Origin of the sequence: Aeromonas sp. QDB34 (genome assembly GCF_027705405.1) — a bacterium.
Classification (GTDB): domain Bacteria; phylum Pseudomonadota; class Gammaproteobacteria; order Enterobacterales; family Aeromonadaceae; genus Aeromonas; species Aeromonas hydrophila.
Window position 1 is genome coordinate 558891 of sequence record NZ_JAPDBT010000001.1, and the last position, 15877, is coordinate 574767.

14 protein-coding genes are annotated in these 15877 nt (G+C 59.2%); 2 read left to right on the top strand and 12 right to left on the bottom strand.

Going from position 1 to position 15877, the window contains the following annotated elements; translation table 11 throughout:
- Positions 1 to 9 precede the first annotated feature (9 nt).
- The 7 genes from OKC29_RS02530 to OKC29_RS02560 all read right to left on the bottom strand — a co-directional run bounded on the left by OKC29_RS02530 (position 10) and on the right by OKC29_RS02560 (position 5868).
- The gene (locus OKC29_RS02530) at positions 10 to 969 is read right to left on the bottom strand and encodes a beta-ketoacyl-ACP synthase III (RefSeq protein ID WP_016350719.1); all 960 of its coding nucleotides are present in this window, start codon (positions 967 to 969) and stop codon (positions 10 to 12) included.
- A 7-nt stretch (positions 970 to 976) separates the two neighbouring features.
- Positions 977 to 1996 carry a phosphate acyltransferase PlsX gene (gene plsX, locus OKC29_RS02535; protein WP_182859878.1) on the bottom strand — a complete coding sequence of 340 codons (1020 nt, stop codon included), beginning with the start codon at positions 1994 to 1996 and terminating at the stop codon, positions 977 to 979.
- 9 nt (positions 1997 to 2005) lie between these two features.
- Positions 2006 to 2173: a 50S ribosomal protein L32 gene (gene rpmF, locus OKC29_RS02540; RefSeq protein ID WP_005300935.1), complete on the bottom strand. Its 168-nt coding sequence runs from the start codon at positions 2171 to 2173 to the stop codon at positions 2006 to 2008.
- Positions 2174 to 2192: 19 nt separating this feature from the next.
- Positions 2193 to 2714, bottom strand: a complete 522-nt coding sequence (yceD, locus tag OKC29_RS02545) for a 23S rRNA accumulation protein YceD (RefSeq protein ID WP_182859877.1) — start codon at positions 2712 to 2714, stop codon at positions 2193 to 2195.
- 248 nt (positions 2715 to 2962) lie between these two features.
- Complete coding sequence (locus OKC29_RS02550; RefSeq protein WP_182859876.1) at positions 2963 to 3628, bottom strand: START domain-containing protein; 666 nt, start codon at positions 3626 to 3628, stop codon at positions 2963 to 2965.
- Between the two features lie 69 nt (positions 3629 to 3697).
- Positions 3698 to 4672 carry an HTH-type transcriptional regulator YidZ gene (gene yidZ / locus OKC29_RS02555; protein ID WP_182859875.1) on the bottom strand — a complete coding sequence of 325 codons (975 nt, stop codon included), beginning with the start codon at positions 4670 to 4672 and terminating at the stop codon, positions 3698 to 3700.
- A gap of 2 nt (positions 4673 to 4674) precedes the next feature.
- Positions 4675 to 5868, bottom strand: coding sequence for an MdtL family multidrug efflux MFS transporter (locus OKC29_RS02560; protein WP_182859874.1), 1194 nt, complete (start codon positions 5866 to 5868; stop codon positions 4675 to 4677).
- A gap of 186 nt (positions 5869 to 6054) precedes the next feature.
- Between OKC29_RS02560 and OKC29_RS02565 the strand changes: the two genes are divergently transcribed.
- Positions 6055 to 6636, top strand: a complete 582-nt coding sequence (locus tag OKC29_RS02565) for a Maf family protein (RefSeq protein ID WP_182859873.1) — start codon at positions 6055 to 6057, stop codon at positions 6634 to 6636.
- A 77-nt stretch (positions 6637 to 6713) separates the two neighbouring features.
- On the opposite strand, the gene OKC29_RS02570 is transcribed toward OKC29_RS02565, so the two are convergent.
- Both OKC29_RS02570 and rluC read right to left on the bottom strand, forming a co-directional pair.
- Positions 6714 to 7361, bottom strand: coding sequence for an HAD family hydrolase (locus tag OKC29_RS02570; protein ID WP_182859872.1), 648 nt, complete (start codon positions 7359 to 7361; stop codon positions 6714 to 6716).
- Entirely contained in the window at positions 7361 to 8305 is a 945-nt protein-coding gene (gene rluC, locus OKC29_RS02575) for a 23S rRNA pseudouridine(955/2504/2580) synthase RluC (RefSeq protein WP_232091002.1), read from the bottom strand. Before rluC ends, OKC29_RS02570 begins: the two co-directional genes overlap by 1 nt.
- Positions 8306 to 8716: 411 nt before the next feature.
- Here rluC and rne point away from each other — a divergent pair, with 411 nt between their 5' ends.
- Positions 8717 to 11854, top strand: coding sequence for a ribonuclease E (rne, locus tag OKC29_RS02580; protein WP_182859870.1), 3138 nt, complete (start codon positions 8717 to 8719; stop codon positions 11852 to 11854).
- Positions 11855 to 12658: 804 nt separating this feature from the next.
- Here rne and OKC29_RS02585 read toward each other — a convergent pair.
- The 3 genes from OKC29_RS02585 to udk all read right to left on the bottom strand — a co-directional run bounded on the left by OKC29_RS02585 (position 12659) and on the right by udk (position 15825).
- Positions 12659 to 14128: an inorganic phosphate transporter gene (locus OKC29_RS02585; protein ID WP_011706094.1), complete on the bottom strand. Its 1470-nt coding sequence runs from the start codon at positions 14126 to 14128 to the stop codon at positions 12659 to 12661.
- 407 nt (positions 14129 to 14535) lie between these two features.
- A complete protein-coding gene (gene dcd, locus OKC29_RS02590) occupies positions 14536 to 15117 on the bottom strand; it encodes a dCTP deaminase (RefSeq protein WP_011706092.1) in 582 nt (193 codons plus the stop codon).
- 63 nt (positions 15118 to 15180) lie between these two features.
- On the bottom strand, positions 15181 to 15825 hold the full coding sequence (gene udk / locus OKC29_RS02595) for a uridine kinase (RefSeq protein WP_011706091.1): 645 nt from the start codon (positions 15823 to 15825) through the stop codon (positions 15181 to 15183).
- Positions 15826 to 15877 lie beyond the last annotated feature (52 nt).

The following is a 15877-nucleotide window of genomic DNA, read 5'->3' on the forward strand; positions in this document are numbered from 1 at the left end:
CGACCACGATCAGAGGCGAACCAGCGCCGAGCCCCAGGCAAAACCACCGCCGAAGGCCTCCAGCAATACCAGCTGGCCCGGTTTGATCCGGCCGTCACGCACCCCTTCATCGAAGGCGATGGGCACGGAGGCGGCAGAGGTGTTGCCGTGCTTGTCGAGGGTCAGCACCACCTTGTCCAGTCCCATGCCAAGCTTCTTGGCGGTGGCGCTGATGATGCGGAAGTTGGCCTGATGAGGCACCAGCCAGTCCAGCTCGCTCGGCGCGATGCCGGCGGCAGCCAGGGTTTCGGTGACGATCTCGCTCAAACGGGTGACCGCCACCTTGAACACATCGTTGCCCTTCATGTACATGTAGGCTTCGAGTTCGGCCCCCGGCATACCGCGGCGCGGCTGCGGCAGCTTGAGCAGATCGCCGTAACGGCCATCGGCATGCAGATGGGTGGAGAGAATGCCCGGCGTGTCGCTGGCGCCGATCACCACGGCCCCTGCCCCGTCACCGAAGAGGATGATGGTACCGCGGTCTTCCGGATCGCACATGCGTGACAGCACATCGGCCCCGACCACCAGTACGTGGCGGGCAGCACCGGATTTGACGAACTGATCGGCGATGGAGAGCGCGTAGGTAAAGCCGGCGCAGGCAGCGGCCACATCAAAAGCCGGGATCCCTTGCACCCCGAGCAGGCCCTGCAACTCACAGGCGGCGGCCGGGAAGGCGTTCTCGGCACTGGTGGTGGCCAGCACTATCATGTCGAGATCGGCAGCGGTCAGGCCCGCCGCGTCCAAGGCGCGCAGAGCAGCCTGGTGAGACAGGGTGGCGACGGTTTCATCGGCACCGGCAATGCGACGTTCACGGATCCCGGTACGCTCCACAATCCACTCGTCGCTGGTTTCCACCATCTGTTCGAGATCGGCATTGGTACGTACCGAGTTCGGCAGATAACTGCCAGTACCCAAAATTTTGCTATGCATAGAGTTCTTATAGATCCCTGTCGGAAAAGACAGATTCAAGGCGATCTGCTATTTGCAATGGAAGTTGATGCTTGGCCTCTTGCGTGGCCAGCAGGATCGCGTTACACAGGGCGCGCCGTTCGGCCCGCCCGTGGCTTTTTACCACAATGCCGCGCAATCCTAACAGACTTGCACCGTTATACTGGTCGGGGTTCAGGTAAGAAAAACGCCGTTTGAACATAAATCCGGCAATACGACCAAGAAAACTGCGTTTTTTGCGGGGATATCCGGCCAGTTGGGCCATCATCCGCACGACCCCTTCCGCCGTCTTGAGGGCCACGTTGCCGACAAAACCGTCGCAGACGATCACGTCGCACTCGCCGCTGAAGATCCGGTCCCCTTCGACAAAACCGACGAAGTTGAGCGCCTGGCACTGGCGCAGCAACTCGGCACTGTGGCGCACCAGATCGTTGCCCTTAATCTCCTCCTCCCCCACGTTGAGCAGGGCCACCCTGGGAGTGGCAATGCCCTCCACCTTTTCAGCCACCACGGCCCCCATCACCGCAAATTGCAGCAGGGTATCGGCATCGCAGCTGACGTTGGCGCCAAGATCCAGCATCACGGTACGTTTGCCGGAAAGAGTGGGCAGCGCCTTGATGAGGGCGGGTCGGTCGACCCCGGGCAGGGATTTGAGCACGCACTTGGCCATGGCCATCAGCGCACCGGTATTGCCGGCGCTGACGCAGGCATCGGCCTCGCCAGCTTTCACCAGATTGAGGACGACCCGCATGGAGGAGTCTTTCAGGGTGCGCAGCGCCACGATAGGTTTGTCGCCCATGCCAACCACCTGGGATGCATGCACGAAACGAACGCGGGGGTGATTCAGCAAGCCATGTTGCTGCAAAAGAAGGGTGGTCTGGTGTTGGTCACCAACCAGGATCAGTTTTAACTGGGGTAAAAGAGACAGTGCCTGCACGGCGGCAGGCACTGTTTCCGAGGGGCCAATATCTCCCCCCATGATGTCTAGCGCGACAGTTTGCGTAGACAAAGGCAATCCTTAAGCGATTACCTTTTTACCGCGGTAGAAACCATCGGCAGTCACGTGGTGACGACGATGAATTTCGCCACTGGTCTGATCAACAGTCAGGGCAGCGGTGGTCAGCGCATCGTGGGAACGACGCATGCCACGCTTGGCACGGGTTTTACGGTTCTGTTGTACGGCCATTGTAGGCTAACTCCTAAATTCACTTACGTTTAAGCTCTTCAAGAACTGCAAAGGGATTCGGCCGCTCATCAGCAGGTTCGATTTCACCCCAGGTCATCTCCATGTTACCGCGCGGGCAAGCATCCATGGGATGCATGGCCACCTGCGGCAACGAGAGGATGAGTTCATCCTCCAGGATTTGATGAAGATCAATCTCGCCGTTTTCGTCCAACTCAATGGGCTCATAAGCTTCCGGCAGTTCTTCCTCGTTTGTTCTCTCGAACAGCGGAGTGTAGATAAATTCAGCTTCACAGAGATGCTCGAATGTTTCTCCACAACGCTGGCAAACCAGGTCAACCTTGGCATGGGCAGTGCCTTTCATAACGGTCAACTTCTGGACATCTTTGCCAAAGTGCAGCGATACATCGATATCACTCTGCAAGCCTGCGGTTGATTCCTCCAGCCTGGGCATCTGCGACTTTTCCACTATCCCGACATAATCGAGCAGCTTCGAGGCACTACGGACTGGATCAACCTTTACGGGCAACTTCACCTTTTGCATAGGGCGCGAATATTATAGGTCCAACAACTGATAGTCAAAGGAAAAAGTCCTTACCGCCGATGATTTTAACCTCACAACCCCCGCACATGGCGGAACTTGTGCTCACCGGTGGCTGATTATGCCATAAACCAACGGATCCAACACCGGATCCTGGCCGCATTTGTGCTGACGGTGGGGATCCGGCTCACTCCTTGACAGCAGCATTTCACAGCGCAGGTGACTCAACCACTCCCCTGCCCCCACGGGGTTCATGGATGGTTGCCGCACAGCCCGACTTGGCGCCCCTGCCGCATATGGGGACAAGCGCAAGGTTCGGGCGGGATGGCCTCCATCAGGCGACGAATGGCCCGAAAACTGTCCAGCGCCGCCTGGGCGGCAATAGGGTTGATAAGCCAGCCAGGAAGGTTGTCACCCGGGTTGGTATAGGTTTCGAGGCGTATCAGGGTAGTGCCGTTGAGTTGCGGCACCGCCTCCCAGCGTCCTTCACTGGTGCGGATCCGCACCCGACCGGGATAAGGCGGCAGAGCATCAGGGGCGGCCCATACCGTCAGCACCAGAGCACAATTTGGCAGGCGTTGCAGGCGGGAGTGGGTGATAAGCTCCCGCTCCTGCACTGGCCAGGGCGCAGAGAGCCGGGTATAGACCAGATCTTCATCGGGCGCCGGTTTGGCCAGCACCCTTACCTCCAGGCTCTGGGGCAGCCACTCCTGATGGCGGGCAGTATCACGCAGTACGGCCAGCAGCGCCGACGGCGGAGCGGCCACGTTCATCTCCAGGCGCAAAGCCAGAAAGGCGCCGGGAGGATGAGCCCGGCTCCACAGCAATATGCCCGCCTCCCCCGCCTGCAGGTGCCAGCCCTGTGCCCAAGCCGGCACGCAGAGCAACCATAACAGCCATATCCCGACTCTCATCATCCATGACCCCGCCTTGCCCATTCCTATGCTTATAGCCGTTTTTCTGGCCCTGCGAGGTGCTGACCAGGGTTAACCCGCGCCCGTTGCCCCGATATGCTGGTGGTAGAGTCGTTTGATCTCGTCGCGCAGCCACAGCACCTTGGTGTTGTGGTTGTTGCGCTTGTGCCAGAGCAGGATGAAGGCGATGTCGAGTTGCCGATAAAGGGCTTCATCCAGCGGCAGCGGCAAGGAGATCAGATTGTTGTGGTGCTGGCGGGCATAGCTGGCGCAATAGGAGGGCACCACCGCGATCAGTTCGTGGTCAGACTGGGCTGCGATATGCAGCGCCTGCTCGAAGCTGGAGACCCGGATCGGCACCTGCCGGCTGAGCCCCTCATCATCCAGCAGGCTGTCGAGCGCCCAGGCATCGCTCGCCTCCCACACCACGCTGACATGGGGATAGGCGAGAAAGTTGTCGAGGTTCCAGGTGCGGGGCAGCAGCGGGTGATCCTTGCGCAAAAACACCATGGGCCTGTCTTCGAACAACACCTCGTGATCGATGTAATAGGGCAGCCGATTGACCCGGGCCAGCGAGCTGGGGTGGGTTTCCCTCGCACAGAAGCCGAGATCGGCATCGCCATTGATGATGTCGTTGAGGGAGTGATGGTCCCAGTTCATGATCCGGATGGTCGATTTGCGATAGGTTTCATAAATCACCATGGGTAGATCATTGAGAAAGCTGATGTAAAAGGGCGATTCCAGCACCAGCCTGAACGCGGCCCCCGCCGGGATGGCATTGCCGCAGAGGGAGGCGATGTTGCCCGATAGCTGGAACCACTCCTTGAGCTCTTCCTCCAGGGTGAGCGACAGATTGGTAGGCTCCAGCCCCCGCTGAGTGCGAAGGAACAGCGGGTCGTCGAACCAGTCGCGCAGCCGCGCCAGCGCCTTGCTGACGGTGGGTGCCGTGACATTGAGTTTCTTGGCAGCCTTGGTGACACTGCGCTCTTGCAGCAACAGCCGAAATACCACCAACAAATTGAGATCGAGGTCGATCAAGGGACGCATGCTCAGGGATTCTCCATGACCGGGGCGCCGTGGGCGGGGCTGTCGAAGACCGGCCCCAGGGCGCGAAAGAGCAGATAGAGTAACACGGTGCCGAGCAGGGCACAGGCAAGCAGCGTGCTGGGTGCACAGCCAAGCCACCCCATCAGCCAGATATAGCCGGCGCTCACGGTTATCTGGGCAAGACAGAGGGTGGCGCTGGCAAGGGCTATCTGATGACGGCAACTGGCCAGCGCCTCGCCCATGGCGATGCCGAAGCTCGCGGAAAAACCGATGCAAGTGAAGGCAAAGCCCGCCAGCAGCAGCCACAGGCCCCAGGAGCTCTCAAGATGAGAGGCCAGGATCAGCAGCAGCGCCAACCCCAATCCACCGTGGGCCAGTGCAAGCAAGTTGTGCTTGTGAAGCCGACGCAGCAACAAGGGGGCGAAGAAGGAGGTGATCATGCTGATCATCGCCATGATCATCATGATGCGGGCATACTCTGCGGTTGCCAGCCCCTTCTGGGTCATCAGGATCATGGGCGAAGTGCTGACGTAGGTCAGAATGCAGGTCATGCCGGCACTGCTCAACCCACACATCCAGAGGAACTGCGGCACTCGCAAGAAGGCAAAGCGGGCTGCTGACGCACTCGAGGATGGCTCAGGGTGCGCCGGCAGGCTCTCTTTCAGCACCAGCAGGTTGATCAGCAGCACCACGCCGCCGAGCAGCGCCATGGCCTGAAAGATGGCAGGCCATGGGAAGCCGGTCAGGATGAGATAGCCGAGCAGCGGCGCCAGCACGGGGATCACGCAGATGACCCCATTGATTGCCGACAGCACGGCCGCCAGCCGGGCCGGTGGCAACACGTCTCGCAGCACGGTGAAGGTCATGATGTAGAGCGCGCCAGCCCCTGCCCCCTGGCACACCCGTGCCAGCAGAAACTGCGCAGTGTCGTCGGCGCTGCCGGCCAGTAGCGACGCCAGCATAAACAAGCCGGCCCCGCTCAGGATCACCGGCCTGCGGCCGTGGCGATCCGCCAGCAGGCCGGCCAGCGGGACGGTCGCGGCCATGCCGAGCAGATAGAGGGAAAACGCGGTGTGCAGCTGAGCCTCGCTGGCCTGAAGGCTGGCGCCTATGTTGGGCAACGCCACCAGATAGAGATCGATCCCCACCGGGTAGAGCGTGATCATCAAAAAACAGCAGAGCATGTAACGGCCCATGGTGACTCCTCAGCGAATGGGTAGCATCGACGGGGCACTATAGCGTCAGGCCGGATGAATAAGCCGATAGCGGTGTTTTCCAATCTCGACATGCTGGAAAAGAGAATGGCGGCGATATTTGCCCTCGCCGCACGGGGGCGATACCATCCACACCTGCCCGTTTCTGAACCTGGATACCTGATTGCCATGTCGCGCCCCCTGATCCTTGCCTCCACCTCCCGTTACCGCAAAGCCCTGCTGGAAAAGCTGGGCCTCCCCTTTGAGTGTGCCGCGCCAATTGTCGATGAATCCGTGCTGCCCGGTGAAGATGCACAGACGCTGGTGGCTCGCCTTGCCCATGCCAAGGCCCGTGCCATCGCCGATCAGCATGATCAGGGGCTGATCATCGGCTCGGATCAGGTGTGCGTCTGTGATGGTCGGATCCTGGGCAAGCCGGGAACGGTCGAGCGAGCGGTGGCCCAGCTGATGGCGGCCCAGGGGCGCAGCGTCACCTTTTATACCGGCCTGTGCGTGCTGGACGCCGCGTCTGGCCGCGCCGAACAGCTGATAGAACCCTTCACCGTTCATTTTCGCCAGCTGGATGAGGCGGCCATTCGCCGCTATGTAGCGGCTGAACAGCCCCTCGACTGTGCGGGCAGCTTCAAGTGTGAAGGCATGGGGATCGTGCTGTTCAAGGCCTTGGAAGGGCGCGATCTCAATGCGCTGATCGGCCTGCCGCTGATCGGCCTGATCGAGCTGCTGGGCTGCCACGGTATCGCCCTGCCCTGATGGGAGCTGCATGCCAGCCATGAAAAACGGGAGCCAAGGCTCCCGTTTTTCGTTTATTCATCGGTCATATCGCAAGGCTAACTCAGCAATCGCTGAAGCTCCGCCATGGTATCGACCACCGCCAGCGGATGATGGGCCAGCAAGCGCGCACGGTCGTGCACGCCCCAGCTCACCCCGATCCGTGGCATGGCCAGCGCCTCGGCCATCGCCATGTCGTGGATGGAATCGCCGATCATCACCGCCTGGTGCGGGGCAATGCCCAGCTCATCCAGAATTTGCGTCAACATCAGGGGATCGGGCTTGGAGTTGGCCTCGTCCGCCCCACGTGTGGCGGCAAAGAGCGGCCGCAACCCGGTTTCATCCAATACCCGGTCCAATCCACGCCGGGACTTGCCGGTGGCGACCGCCAGGGCCACCCCTTGTTCATGCCAATGCTGCAGCAGCTCCCTTGCCCCAGCAAACAACGGGCTAGGTGTACTGTCATGCACGTAATGGTGGCGATAACGGGCGATCAGGGCGTTGGCTCGTTCACTCCCCTGCTCCAGGGAAAACAGCCGGGGGATACCGACCTCCAGACTGAGACCGATGATCTGGTGCGTCTCGACGGCGGTGGGCACGAGCTCGCCGCAATCGCCAGCCGCGTGCGCCACACAGGCAACAATCCGGCCCACCGAGTCCATCAGGGTACCGTCCCAGTCGAAGATGGCGAGCCGGATGGTCTGCATCAGCGAGCTAACTTGTTCAGGACGTCGTCGAGTTCGGGGGCCAGCGGGGCTTCCACCTGCATCTCGCGGCCATCGGCCGGATGGATGAAGCTCAGCTTCCAGGCATGCAAAAACAGTCGTTTCAGCCCCTGGCTGCGCATTTTATCGTCAAATGCGGCTTCTCCATACTTGTCATCACAGGCGATGGGGTGACCCGCATGCTGAGTATGCACCCGGATCTGGTGGGTACGACCGGTGATCGGGCTGCACTCCACCAGGGTGGCCTCGGCAAACTGACGGGCAATCCGGAAACGCGTTTCGGAGGGTTTGCCATCGCTGCTGACCCGCACTACCCGCTCGCCGGATTGCAGGTCATTCTTGCGCAGCGGCGCATTGACCACCTTGACGTGAGGCTGCCACTGGCCACGCACCAACGCCAGGTACTGCTTGCGCATGGTCTTGACCCGCAGCTGCTCATGCAGGCTGCGCAGGGCGCTGCGCTTCTTGGCAACCAGCAGTACGCCGGAGGTGTCGCGATCGAGCCGATGCACCAGTTCGAGGAAACGGGCTTCCGGGCGCAGGGCGCGCAGCCCTTCAATCACGCCAAAGCTCAGGCCGCTGCCGCCGTGTACCGCCATGCCGGACGGCTTGTTCAGCACGATCATGGCGTCATCTTCAAACAGGATCTGGCTCTCCAGACGCTGGATGCTGCCGAGATTGGCCGAGGGCAATTCGTTCTTTTCGGCAACCCGCACGGGGGGGACCCGTACCTCGTCGCCAGTGCAGAGTTTGTATTCCGGTTTGATGCGCTTTTTGTTGACGCGCACTTCCCCTTTGCGAAGGATGCGATAGATCAGGCTCTTGGGGACGCCCTTTAGCTGAGTCTTGAGAAAATTGTCGATGCGCTGCCCTTCATGCTCAGCTTCGATGGTGAGCAGCTGCACTTGTTGATGTATCTGTGTCATGGCGCGGATTTTAACACTGCCGGCGGCCCTTGGCTGCATGCTTTGTTGAAAAATGGCGCCTTGCTATAAAAGTGGTTTAAATGGGATAATAAACAAGGTTTTGTCATTGTGTTCAAGCCTTGTACTAAGTGGCCAAAATTTATGCCACCCAATCCCGAAACACCGTGTATACAAGAACATGACGGTTCCCGGGTGCGAGGTACAGCGCATGGAGAACGCAAACAGAACCGCTAATTTGTCTCCACACCGGTATCCTTTTCATGCCTTCTCGAGAAGGCCGGACCAGAGTGCCCTTAGTTTGCGCCTCATGCATACCCCAACCGGGAGGTTGCCCCAGTATGCTGAAGACCCGAGGCCGGCGCCGGCAGGATCCTGTGGAGGAAATCAAAATGACAAAATAACGAGAACTCAATGAAAAGAATGCTAATCAACGCGACTCAGGAAGAAGAGTTGCGCGTAGCGCTGGTTGACGGACAACAGCTCTACGATCTGGATATTGAAAGTCCGGGACACGAGCAGAAAAAAGCGAACATTTACAAGGGCAAAATCACCCGCGTAGAACCCAGTCTTGAAGCTGCTTTTGTCGACTATGGCGCCGAGCGCCACGGTTTCCTGCCGTTAAAGGAAATCGCCCGCAATTACTTCCCCTCCGGTTACTCCTATCAGGGTCGTCCCAACATCAAAGAAGTGGTCCGCGAAGGCCAGGAAGTGATCGTCCAGATCGACAAGGAAGAGCGTGGCACCAAGGGTGCAGCCCTCACCACCTTTATCAGTCTGGCCGGCAGCTACCTGGTACTGATGCCGAACAATCCTCGCGCCGGCGGCATCTCCCGCCGTATCGAAGGTGATGAACGGACTGAACTGAAAGAAGCCCTGAGCGGCCTGACCGTGCCGGACGGCATGGGCCTCATCGTGCGTACCGCCGGTGTGGGTAAATCCCCGGAAGAGCTGGAATGGGATCTGAACGTTCTGCTCAACCACTGGGATTCCATCCACAAGGCGTCACAGAGCCGCTCTGCACCGGTGCTGATCCATCAGGAAAGCAACGTCATCGTGCGTGCCATCCGTGACTACCTGCGTCGCGATGTCGGCGAGATCCTGATCGACAACCCGGTCATCTTCGAGCGTGCCAAGGCGCATATCGAGCTGGTTCGTCCCGATTTCCTCAATCGCGTGAAGCTGTACAAGGGTGAAGTTGCCCTGTTCAACCACTTCCAGATCGAGAGCCAGATCGAGTCGGCCTTCCAGCGTGAAGTGCGTCTGCCCTCCGGCGGCAGCATCGTCATCGATCCGACCGAAGCACTGACCTCCATCGATATCAACTCCTCCCGCGCCACCAAGGGCGGCGATATCGAAGAGACGGCGCTGCAAACCAACCTGGAAGCGGCCGACGAAATTGCCCGTCAATTGCGTCTGCGCGACCTGGGTGGCCTGATCGTCATCGACTTCATCGACATGACCCCGGTTCGTCATCAGCGCGAAGTGGAAAACCGTCTGCGTGAAGCGGTGCATCAGGACCGTGCCCGCATCCAGCTGGGCCGGATCTCCCGTTTCGGTCTGCTGGAGATGTCTCGCCAGCGTCTGCGTCCCTCCCTCAACGAGTCCAGCAGCCATATCTGCCCTCGTTGCCAGGGCCAGGGTGTGATCCGTGACAACGAATCACTGGCGCTGTCCATTCTGCGTCTCATCGAAGAAGAGGCCATGAAGGACAACACCGAGCAGGTTCACGGTCAGGTGCCAGTCGATGTTGCCGCCTATCTGCTCAACGAGAAGCGTGCCTCCATCGCCAGCCTGGAGCAGCGCAATGATGTGCGTGTCTACATCATTCCAAACCAGCATCTGGAAACCCCGCACTACGAAGTAACCCGCATCCGTCAGAACGAGATCCCGGAAGCGGCCAGCTACGAGCTGAAAACCGAGATTGCCAAGCCGGTCTACCAGCCGAAGCAGGCTCAGGTGATCGAGCGCGAACAACCGCTGCTGCAAGGTTTTGTCCAGGCGCCCCAGCCGGCCCCCGCCGCGCCGGCCCCGGTCGTTGCTCCTGCTGCTGCACCGGCCGCGCCCGAAGCTGGTCTGTTTGGCAAACTGTTCAAAGCCATCTCCGGCTTGTTCGGTTCCGACACCGCCCCTGCCGACGTGAAGGCTCCTGCCGACAAACCGGCAGCCCAGCGCGAAGCACGCAAGGATGAGGGTCATCGTCATCAGCGCGATGAAACCCGCAGCCGTGGTCAGCGTGGTCGTCGTGATGACAACCGTGGTAACCGCAGCCCTGCCGATACCGCAGAGAAGCGGGAAGCGGGTGCCAACCGTGAAGGCGGTGAAAGCCGCAACCGTCGTCCCCGCAAAGAGCGTGAGCCGCGTCAGGAGCGTGAAGCCCGTGGCGAAGTGCGTGAACAGCGCATGGAACGTGAACCTCGCGAGGCTCGTGAGCCGCGTCAGGAACGCGAACCCCGCGCCCCGCGCCCGGCTCGTGAGCCCCGTGCTCCGCGTGAACCTCGTGCCGAAGTGGTCGTTGAAGCGGTAGAAACTGTCGATACCACCACCATGGTCAACGACGAGCCGCGTCTGGAAAAAGAGCAGAAAGTGGCTGAGCGCCGCGAACGCCGTCAACTGCGCAAGCAGATCCGGGTCGATGCCCCGGCCAGCGACGTTGCCGCCCTGCCCGCCGATGCTCCGGTTGTTGCCGAAGAGGCCTCCGACGCAGTAGAGCAGCACGATGAGCAGGCTGAAGGCCAGCGTCGTTCCCGTCGTACGCCGCGCAATCAGCGTATCGAAGGCCAACGTCGCAAGCGCATCAATGAAGATGCCCGCAGCCAGCGTGAAGATGAAGAGCAGTCTGCCGAAGGCGCTACCCCTACCCTGACTGCTGCTGCCCAGGCAGATGCCGCCCAGGTGAAAGTGGAAGAGCCGGCAGTTCCTGTCATCACCATCCCAAGTGCTGAAGCGGTTGCCGCCGCCCTGCAGGCCTCTGCTGCACTGACCGAGCATGTCGTGCCTGAAGCCGTTGTGGCCGAGGCTCACGAGCAGGCTGAAGTCATGGCCGCAGAGCCAGTAGTAACCGAAGCGGTAGTTGCTGAAGAAGCCCAGGTAGCGGTAGAAAACGAGCCAGTGGTTGCAGAAGTTGCTGCCCCGGTCATTGCGGAAGCCGTTGCTGTCGAGGCTCCGGCCATCGAGACTGCCGTGGTTGAAGCTGCACCTGCTGCACCGGCAGTTGAAGAAGCGGCTCCAGTAGTGGTTGTAGCCGAGGCTGCCCCTCTGGTAGTTGAACAGCCAGCTGCGGTCGCTGAGCCTGTCATCGCTGACGAGGCTCCGGTAGCCGCTGCCGTAGCAGCCCCTGTGGCCAAGCAAGTCAAACGCGGTGGTGGCCTGCTGGCCGGTGCCCGCAAGGCCTCTGCTCCGATGGCAACTCCGGCTGCAGCCCCTGCCCTGCCGGTACGCGAGCCGGTTGATCATGCGCCGCTGGTGCGCAGTGAAGTGGCAAGCTCAGGTCGCCATGGCGGCAGCACCGCTGCCGTCAACGTTGCAACCAGCCCGGCCGGTCGTCCTTGATGACTCGCTAGTCTGACAAAAAGAGCCACACATTGTGTGGCTCTTTTTTTAGGTGCGGCATAGCACCGTCAGCTCGTCTCGATTGCCCGTCCCTTTACCACGCCACGACCAACCTACTAGCACTTAGAGCCCCAAGTCTCTCTCATCATATTGAATAACCACAGCCATTGGCTCGCTGCGGCTCAATCCACACTCCTTGTTTGTCTTCCTGCTGCTGCGACTGTATGGCTCTTGGTTTAGGCGGGCTGGATAAGATAAGAGCCGGCACAGATACAAATATCGCGTAGTGTGTATATATCCTTGACGGCCTGAACTGCATGACCTCATCTCGAAGTCGGTTTGAAGTGTGTATGCCTCTATCAGCCGGCATCGGTTGACCATTCGACCTTCCATCCTTTCGGCAATTTAGACATACCGCCAAGCGGCGTAGGCAAAGAGCCCTCTTCCACCGCGGTCAACACAGCTAATCCCATCTGCTAATTTAGGCCGTCATGTGCCATGAGATAGCAGGCGCCGACCTTAGCCGAGCAACTCCATGGCTATCGCTGCACCCTAGCAGGGGAAAAACCGCAAAAGACGCCCAATCGGCCATCGCCCTCTATCTTGAATACAAGTTGACGGGTGGGGATGATCTTAGTGGGTAAGAGAAGTAATTGATTCGATGGAAAAATTAGTTTGATGGCATATAAAGGATGGTCAGGCTGGAAACCCGGCGGGTAGGAGCCTGACATCACACGCACGTTTTTAAGGCCATGAAAAAAGGGCCACAAGGGCCCTTTCTCAACATGCTTTTGGTATCTGCTATCAGCTAAACAGATGATGGCTGATCAGGAACAGACCACCAGAGAGCAGCATGGTCAGCGGCAGGGTCAGTACCCAGGCCATCAGGATGGTCTTGATGGTCTGGCTCTGCAGGCCCGACTTGTTGGCCACCATGGTCCCCGCTACCGCAGAGGAGAGGATGTGGGTGGTCGATACCGGCATCCCGGTCAAGCTGGCCACGCCGATGGAGGCGGCAGCGGTGATCTGGGCGGCGATCCCCTGGCTATAGGTCATGCCGGAGGAACCAATCTTCTCGCCTACGGTGTAGACGATGCGACGCCAGCCCACCATGGTGCCACAACCCAGCGCCAGCGCGATGGAGACGATGACCCAGGTCGGTGCATATTCGGCAGTGGCAGTCAGATCCTTGCGCCATTTGGCAAGGTCTGTCAGCTCTTTGGCCGGCAGCGGCAGCTTGGACACCTTGCGAGCGGTATCGTCGATACACAGCAGCAGACGGCGCACTTCACGGCGGTCGGTCAGGTCCATCTCTTCATAGGTCCGCACCTGGGCAAGACGATTGTCCAGCGTGGCCATGGCCTGCAGGGCACCATCGGCAGCACAGTGGGTCATCAACTCTTCCTGGGCCTGGGCAGGCACACTGAAGTTCACTACTTTGGAAACCTGCTCATGGTTGCGCTGATAGATCTCCATGATGCGCTGATTGGCATCCTGGGTGCGATCCAGATCATAGGAGCGGCTGTTCATGTCCAGTGCGAAATAGGCAGGAGCCATGCAGATCAGCACCAGCATCACCAGACCGATGCCCTTCTGGCCATCGTTGGAACCGTGCACAAAGCTCACGCCCATGGCAGACGCCACCAGAGTAAGACGCGCCCAGAACGGCGGATGCTTCTTGCCATCCACCAGCAGACGCTCTTCCGGGGTCTTGTGGATCTTGCTGCCCTGCCAGACGCGTTTCATGGCGAACAGCAGCAGTGCGGCGATGATGAAACCGACGGTGGGAGAGATGATGAGGGAAAGCATGATGTCGATGGCTTTCGCGACGTTGATGCCTTCCTGCAGCGGTTGATGGCTGATCCAGGCATAGGCGCCGCCTACCCCCAGAATGGAGCCGATCAGCGTATGCGAGCTGGACGCCGGGATCCCGAAGAACCAGGTACCCAGATTCCACACGATGGCGGAAAACAGCAGGGAGAACACCATGATCAGACCCTGAGTGGAGTCCATCCCCAGCAGCAGATCGATGGGCAGCAGGTGGACAATGGCATAAGCCACCCCCAGACCACCCATCATGACCCCGGCAAAGTTGAACAGACCGGAGGCCACTACTGCCATGTGTGCCGGCATCGCCTTGGTATAGATAACCGTTGCTACCGCGTTGGCGGTATCGTGAAAGCCGTTGATGAATTCATAGGCCAACACAAAAAAAACGGCCAATACCAAACCGATTGACCACCACAAACCCAAACCACTAAACATTTCAAACATAAAAAACGAACCTGTTTATGAGTTGCGGCGGATTATGCCAGAAGGCTGGTAACGCCATACCCGTTGTTGAAATATTTCAGTAAGAAAAAAAAAGAGCATTCCGTCTGTAAATAGCTTAGAGCCAGTCACCATGCGGCTTTTCACAGATTAATTAAACAGACCTTGCCTGACAAAAACAGTCTCCAAACGGGAACAATTCATCATCGGTATGCCGCAGAGATCACTCTCACCGACCTCGGCTCCGTCAATTTTCGACCGACCATATCGCCCTGTTTGTACAAATGGCAGGCAAGATCACTCCCTCGCCCTACCCTCTTCGCCACATCAATCTGCCGAAGCAAATGGAGAAGGGCGCCAGCGGCGCCCTCTTTTAACACATTGCCGACGGCTCGACTGTCGATCCGATCTCAGTCCTGATTGATGCGACTGGCAACCGCCCCTTGCTGGCTCTTGTACTTGGCGTTTTCCCGTTTGTTATAGGGACGCGCCGCCACACCGGAGAGCATCTCGAAGTTCAGCGCACCGATCTTCATCTTGGGGCGCAACGCCAGCGGCAGCTTACCGCCGTTGTAGAACTCCAGCACGATGCGACCGGACCAGCCCGGATCGATGCGGTGCGCGGTCACGTGCACCATCAACCCGAGGCGGGCCAGGGACGAGCGGCCATCCAGCCAGCCCACGATGTCGGCCGGCAGGGTGACCGATTCGTAGGTCACCGCCAGGGCCAGCTGACCCGGGTGCAGATAGAAGGCTTCGCCATCCGGCACATGGATTTCATCGCTCATCACCCGATCGATGGCGTCGGCCATTTCGCTGCTGGGGCCGCTCAGATCGATATAGGGGGCGGTGTGATCGCGAAACACCCGAAACTCGTTGCCCAGCAGCACGTCGACGCTGACGCCGCTGATCCGTTCAATACCGGGTCTGGGCTCAATGACGATCTTGCCTTCATCCAGATGACGTTCGATATCGGTATCACAAAGACGCATTGGGCGACTCTCCTGACAAATTGTTCATTTAAAAAAGCCGGGCATCACCCGGCTTGATATCTCTCAACCAATCAACATGTGGCGAATACGCGCCTTGAGCATATCGATGGCGATGCGGTTCTTGCCACCACGGGGGACGATCACGTCCGCGTACTGCTTGGAAGGCTCGATAAACTGCAGGAACATGGGGCGAACCGTCTTCTGGTACTGCTTGAGCACCGAATCCATAGTCCGGCCACGCTCCTGCACGTCACGCACCAGACGGCGCAGCAGGCAGATGTCGAGCGGCGTATCCATGAAGATGGAGGCATCCATCAGATCCCGCAAGCGGCTGTCGGTGAGCAGCAGGATCCCTTCCAGAATGATCACCCGGCGCGGTGCGAACGGGGTCACTTCACTCATGCGGGTATGTTCGGTATAGGAGTATTGGGGAATATTGACCGCATCACCTTGTACCAGCTGGCTCAGGTGCTGGACCAGCAGGTCGTGATCCAGTGCGTTGGGGTGGTCATAGTTGGTTTTGACCCGCTCTTCCATGGTCAGGTGGGTCTGATCGCGGTAGTAGCAATCTTCGGTGATCACGCCAATCTGACCGGCTCCCAGCTCGGCCACCAGCTCTTCATAGATGGTTTGGGCTATAAGACTCTTGCCGGAAGCGGATGCACCAGCAATACCGATGATCACACACGAATGTTGAGTATCAGACATTGAAAATACCTAAAGAGAAGAGCAGTGGGGATGGTTTAAACCGATCCATTAT

What these genes read in the sequence shown, in the direction of transcription:
- OKC29_RS02585 (WP_011706094.1), bottom strand. Translation starts at nt 14,128, where the DNA reads ATGTTTGAAATGTTTAGTGGTTTGGGTTTGTGGTGGTCAATCGGTTTG.
- OKC29_RS02560 (WP_182859874.1), bottom strand. Translation starts at nt 5,868, where the DNA reads ATGGGCCGTTACATGCTCTGCTGTTTTTTGATGATCACGCTCTACCCG.
- OKC29_RS02530 (WP_016350719.1), bottom strand. Translation starts at nt 969, where the DNA reads ATGCATAGCAAAATTTTGGGTACTGGCAGTTATCTGCCGAACTCGGTA.
- OKC29_RS02570 (WP_182859872.1), bottom strand. Translation starts at nt 7,361, where the DNA reads ATGCAGACCATCCGGCTCGCCATCTTCGACTGGGACGGTACCCTGATG.
- yceD (WP_182859877.1), bottom strand. Translation starts at nt 2,714, where the DNA reads ATGCAAAAGGTGAAGTTGCCCGTAAAGGTTGATCCAGTCCGTAGTGCC.
- OKC29_RS02565 (WP_182859873.1), top strand. Translation starts at nt 6,055, where the DNA reads ATGTCGCGCCCCCTGATCCTTGCCTCCACCTCCCGTTACCGCAAAGCC.
- rpmF (WP_005300935.1), bottom strand. Translation starts at nt 2,173, where the DNA reads ATGGCCGTACAACAGAACCGTAAAACCCGTGCCAAGCGTGGCATGCGT.
- rne (WP_182859870.1), top strand. Translation starts at nt 8,717, where the DNA reads ATGAAAAGAATGCTAATCAACGCGACTCAGGAAGAAGAGTTGCGCGTA.
- yidZ (WP_182859875.1), bottom strand. Translation starts at nt 4,672, where the DNA reads ATGCGTCCCTTGATCGACCTCGATCTCAATTTGTTGGTGGTATTTCGG.
- OKC29_RS02550 (WP_182859876.1), bottom strand. Translation starts at nt 3,628, where the DNA reads ATGATGAGAGTCGGGATATGGCTGTTATGGTTGCTCTGCGTGCCGGCT.
- udk (WP_011706091.1), bottom strand. Translation starts at nt 15,825, where the DNA reads ATGTCTGATACTCAACATTCGTGTGTGATCATCGGTATTGCTGGTGCA.
- dcd (WP_011706092.1), bottom strand. Translation starts at nt 15,117, where the DNA reads ATGCGTCTTTGTGATACCGATATCGAACGTCATCTGGATGAAGGCAAG.
- rluC (WP_232091002.1), bottom strand. Translation starts at nt 8,305, where the DNA reads ATGACACAGATACATCAACAAGTGCAGCTGCTCACCATCGAAGCTGAG.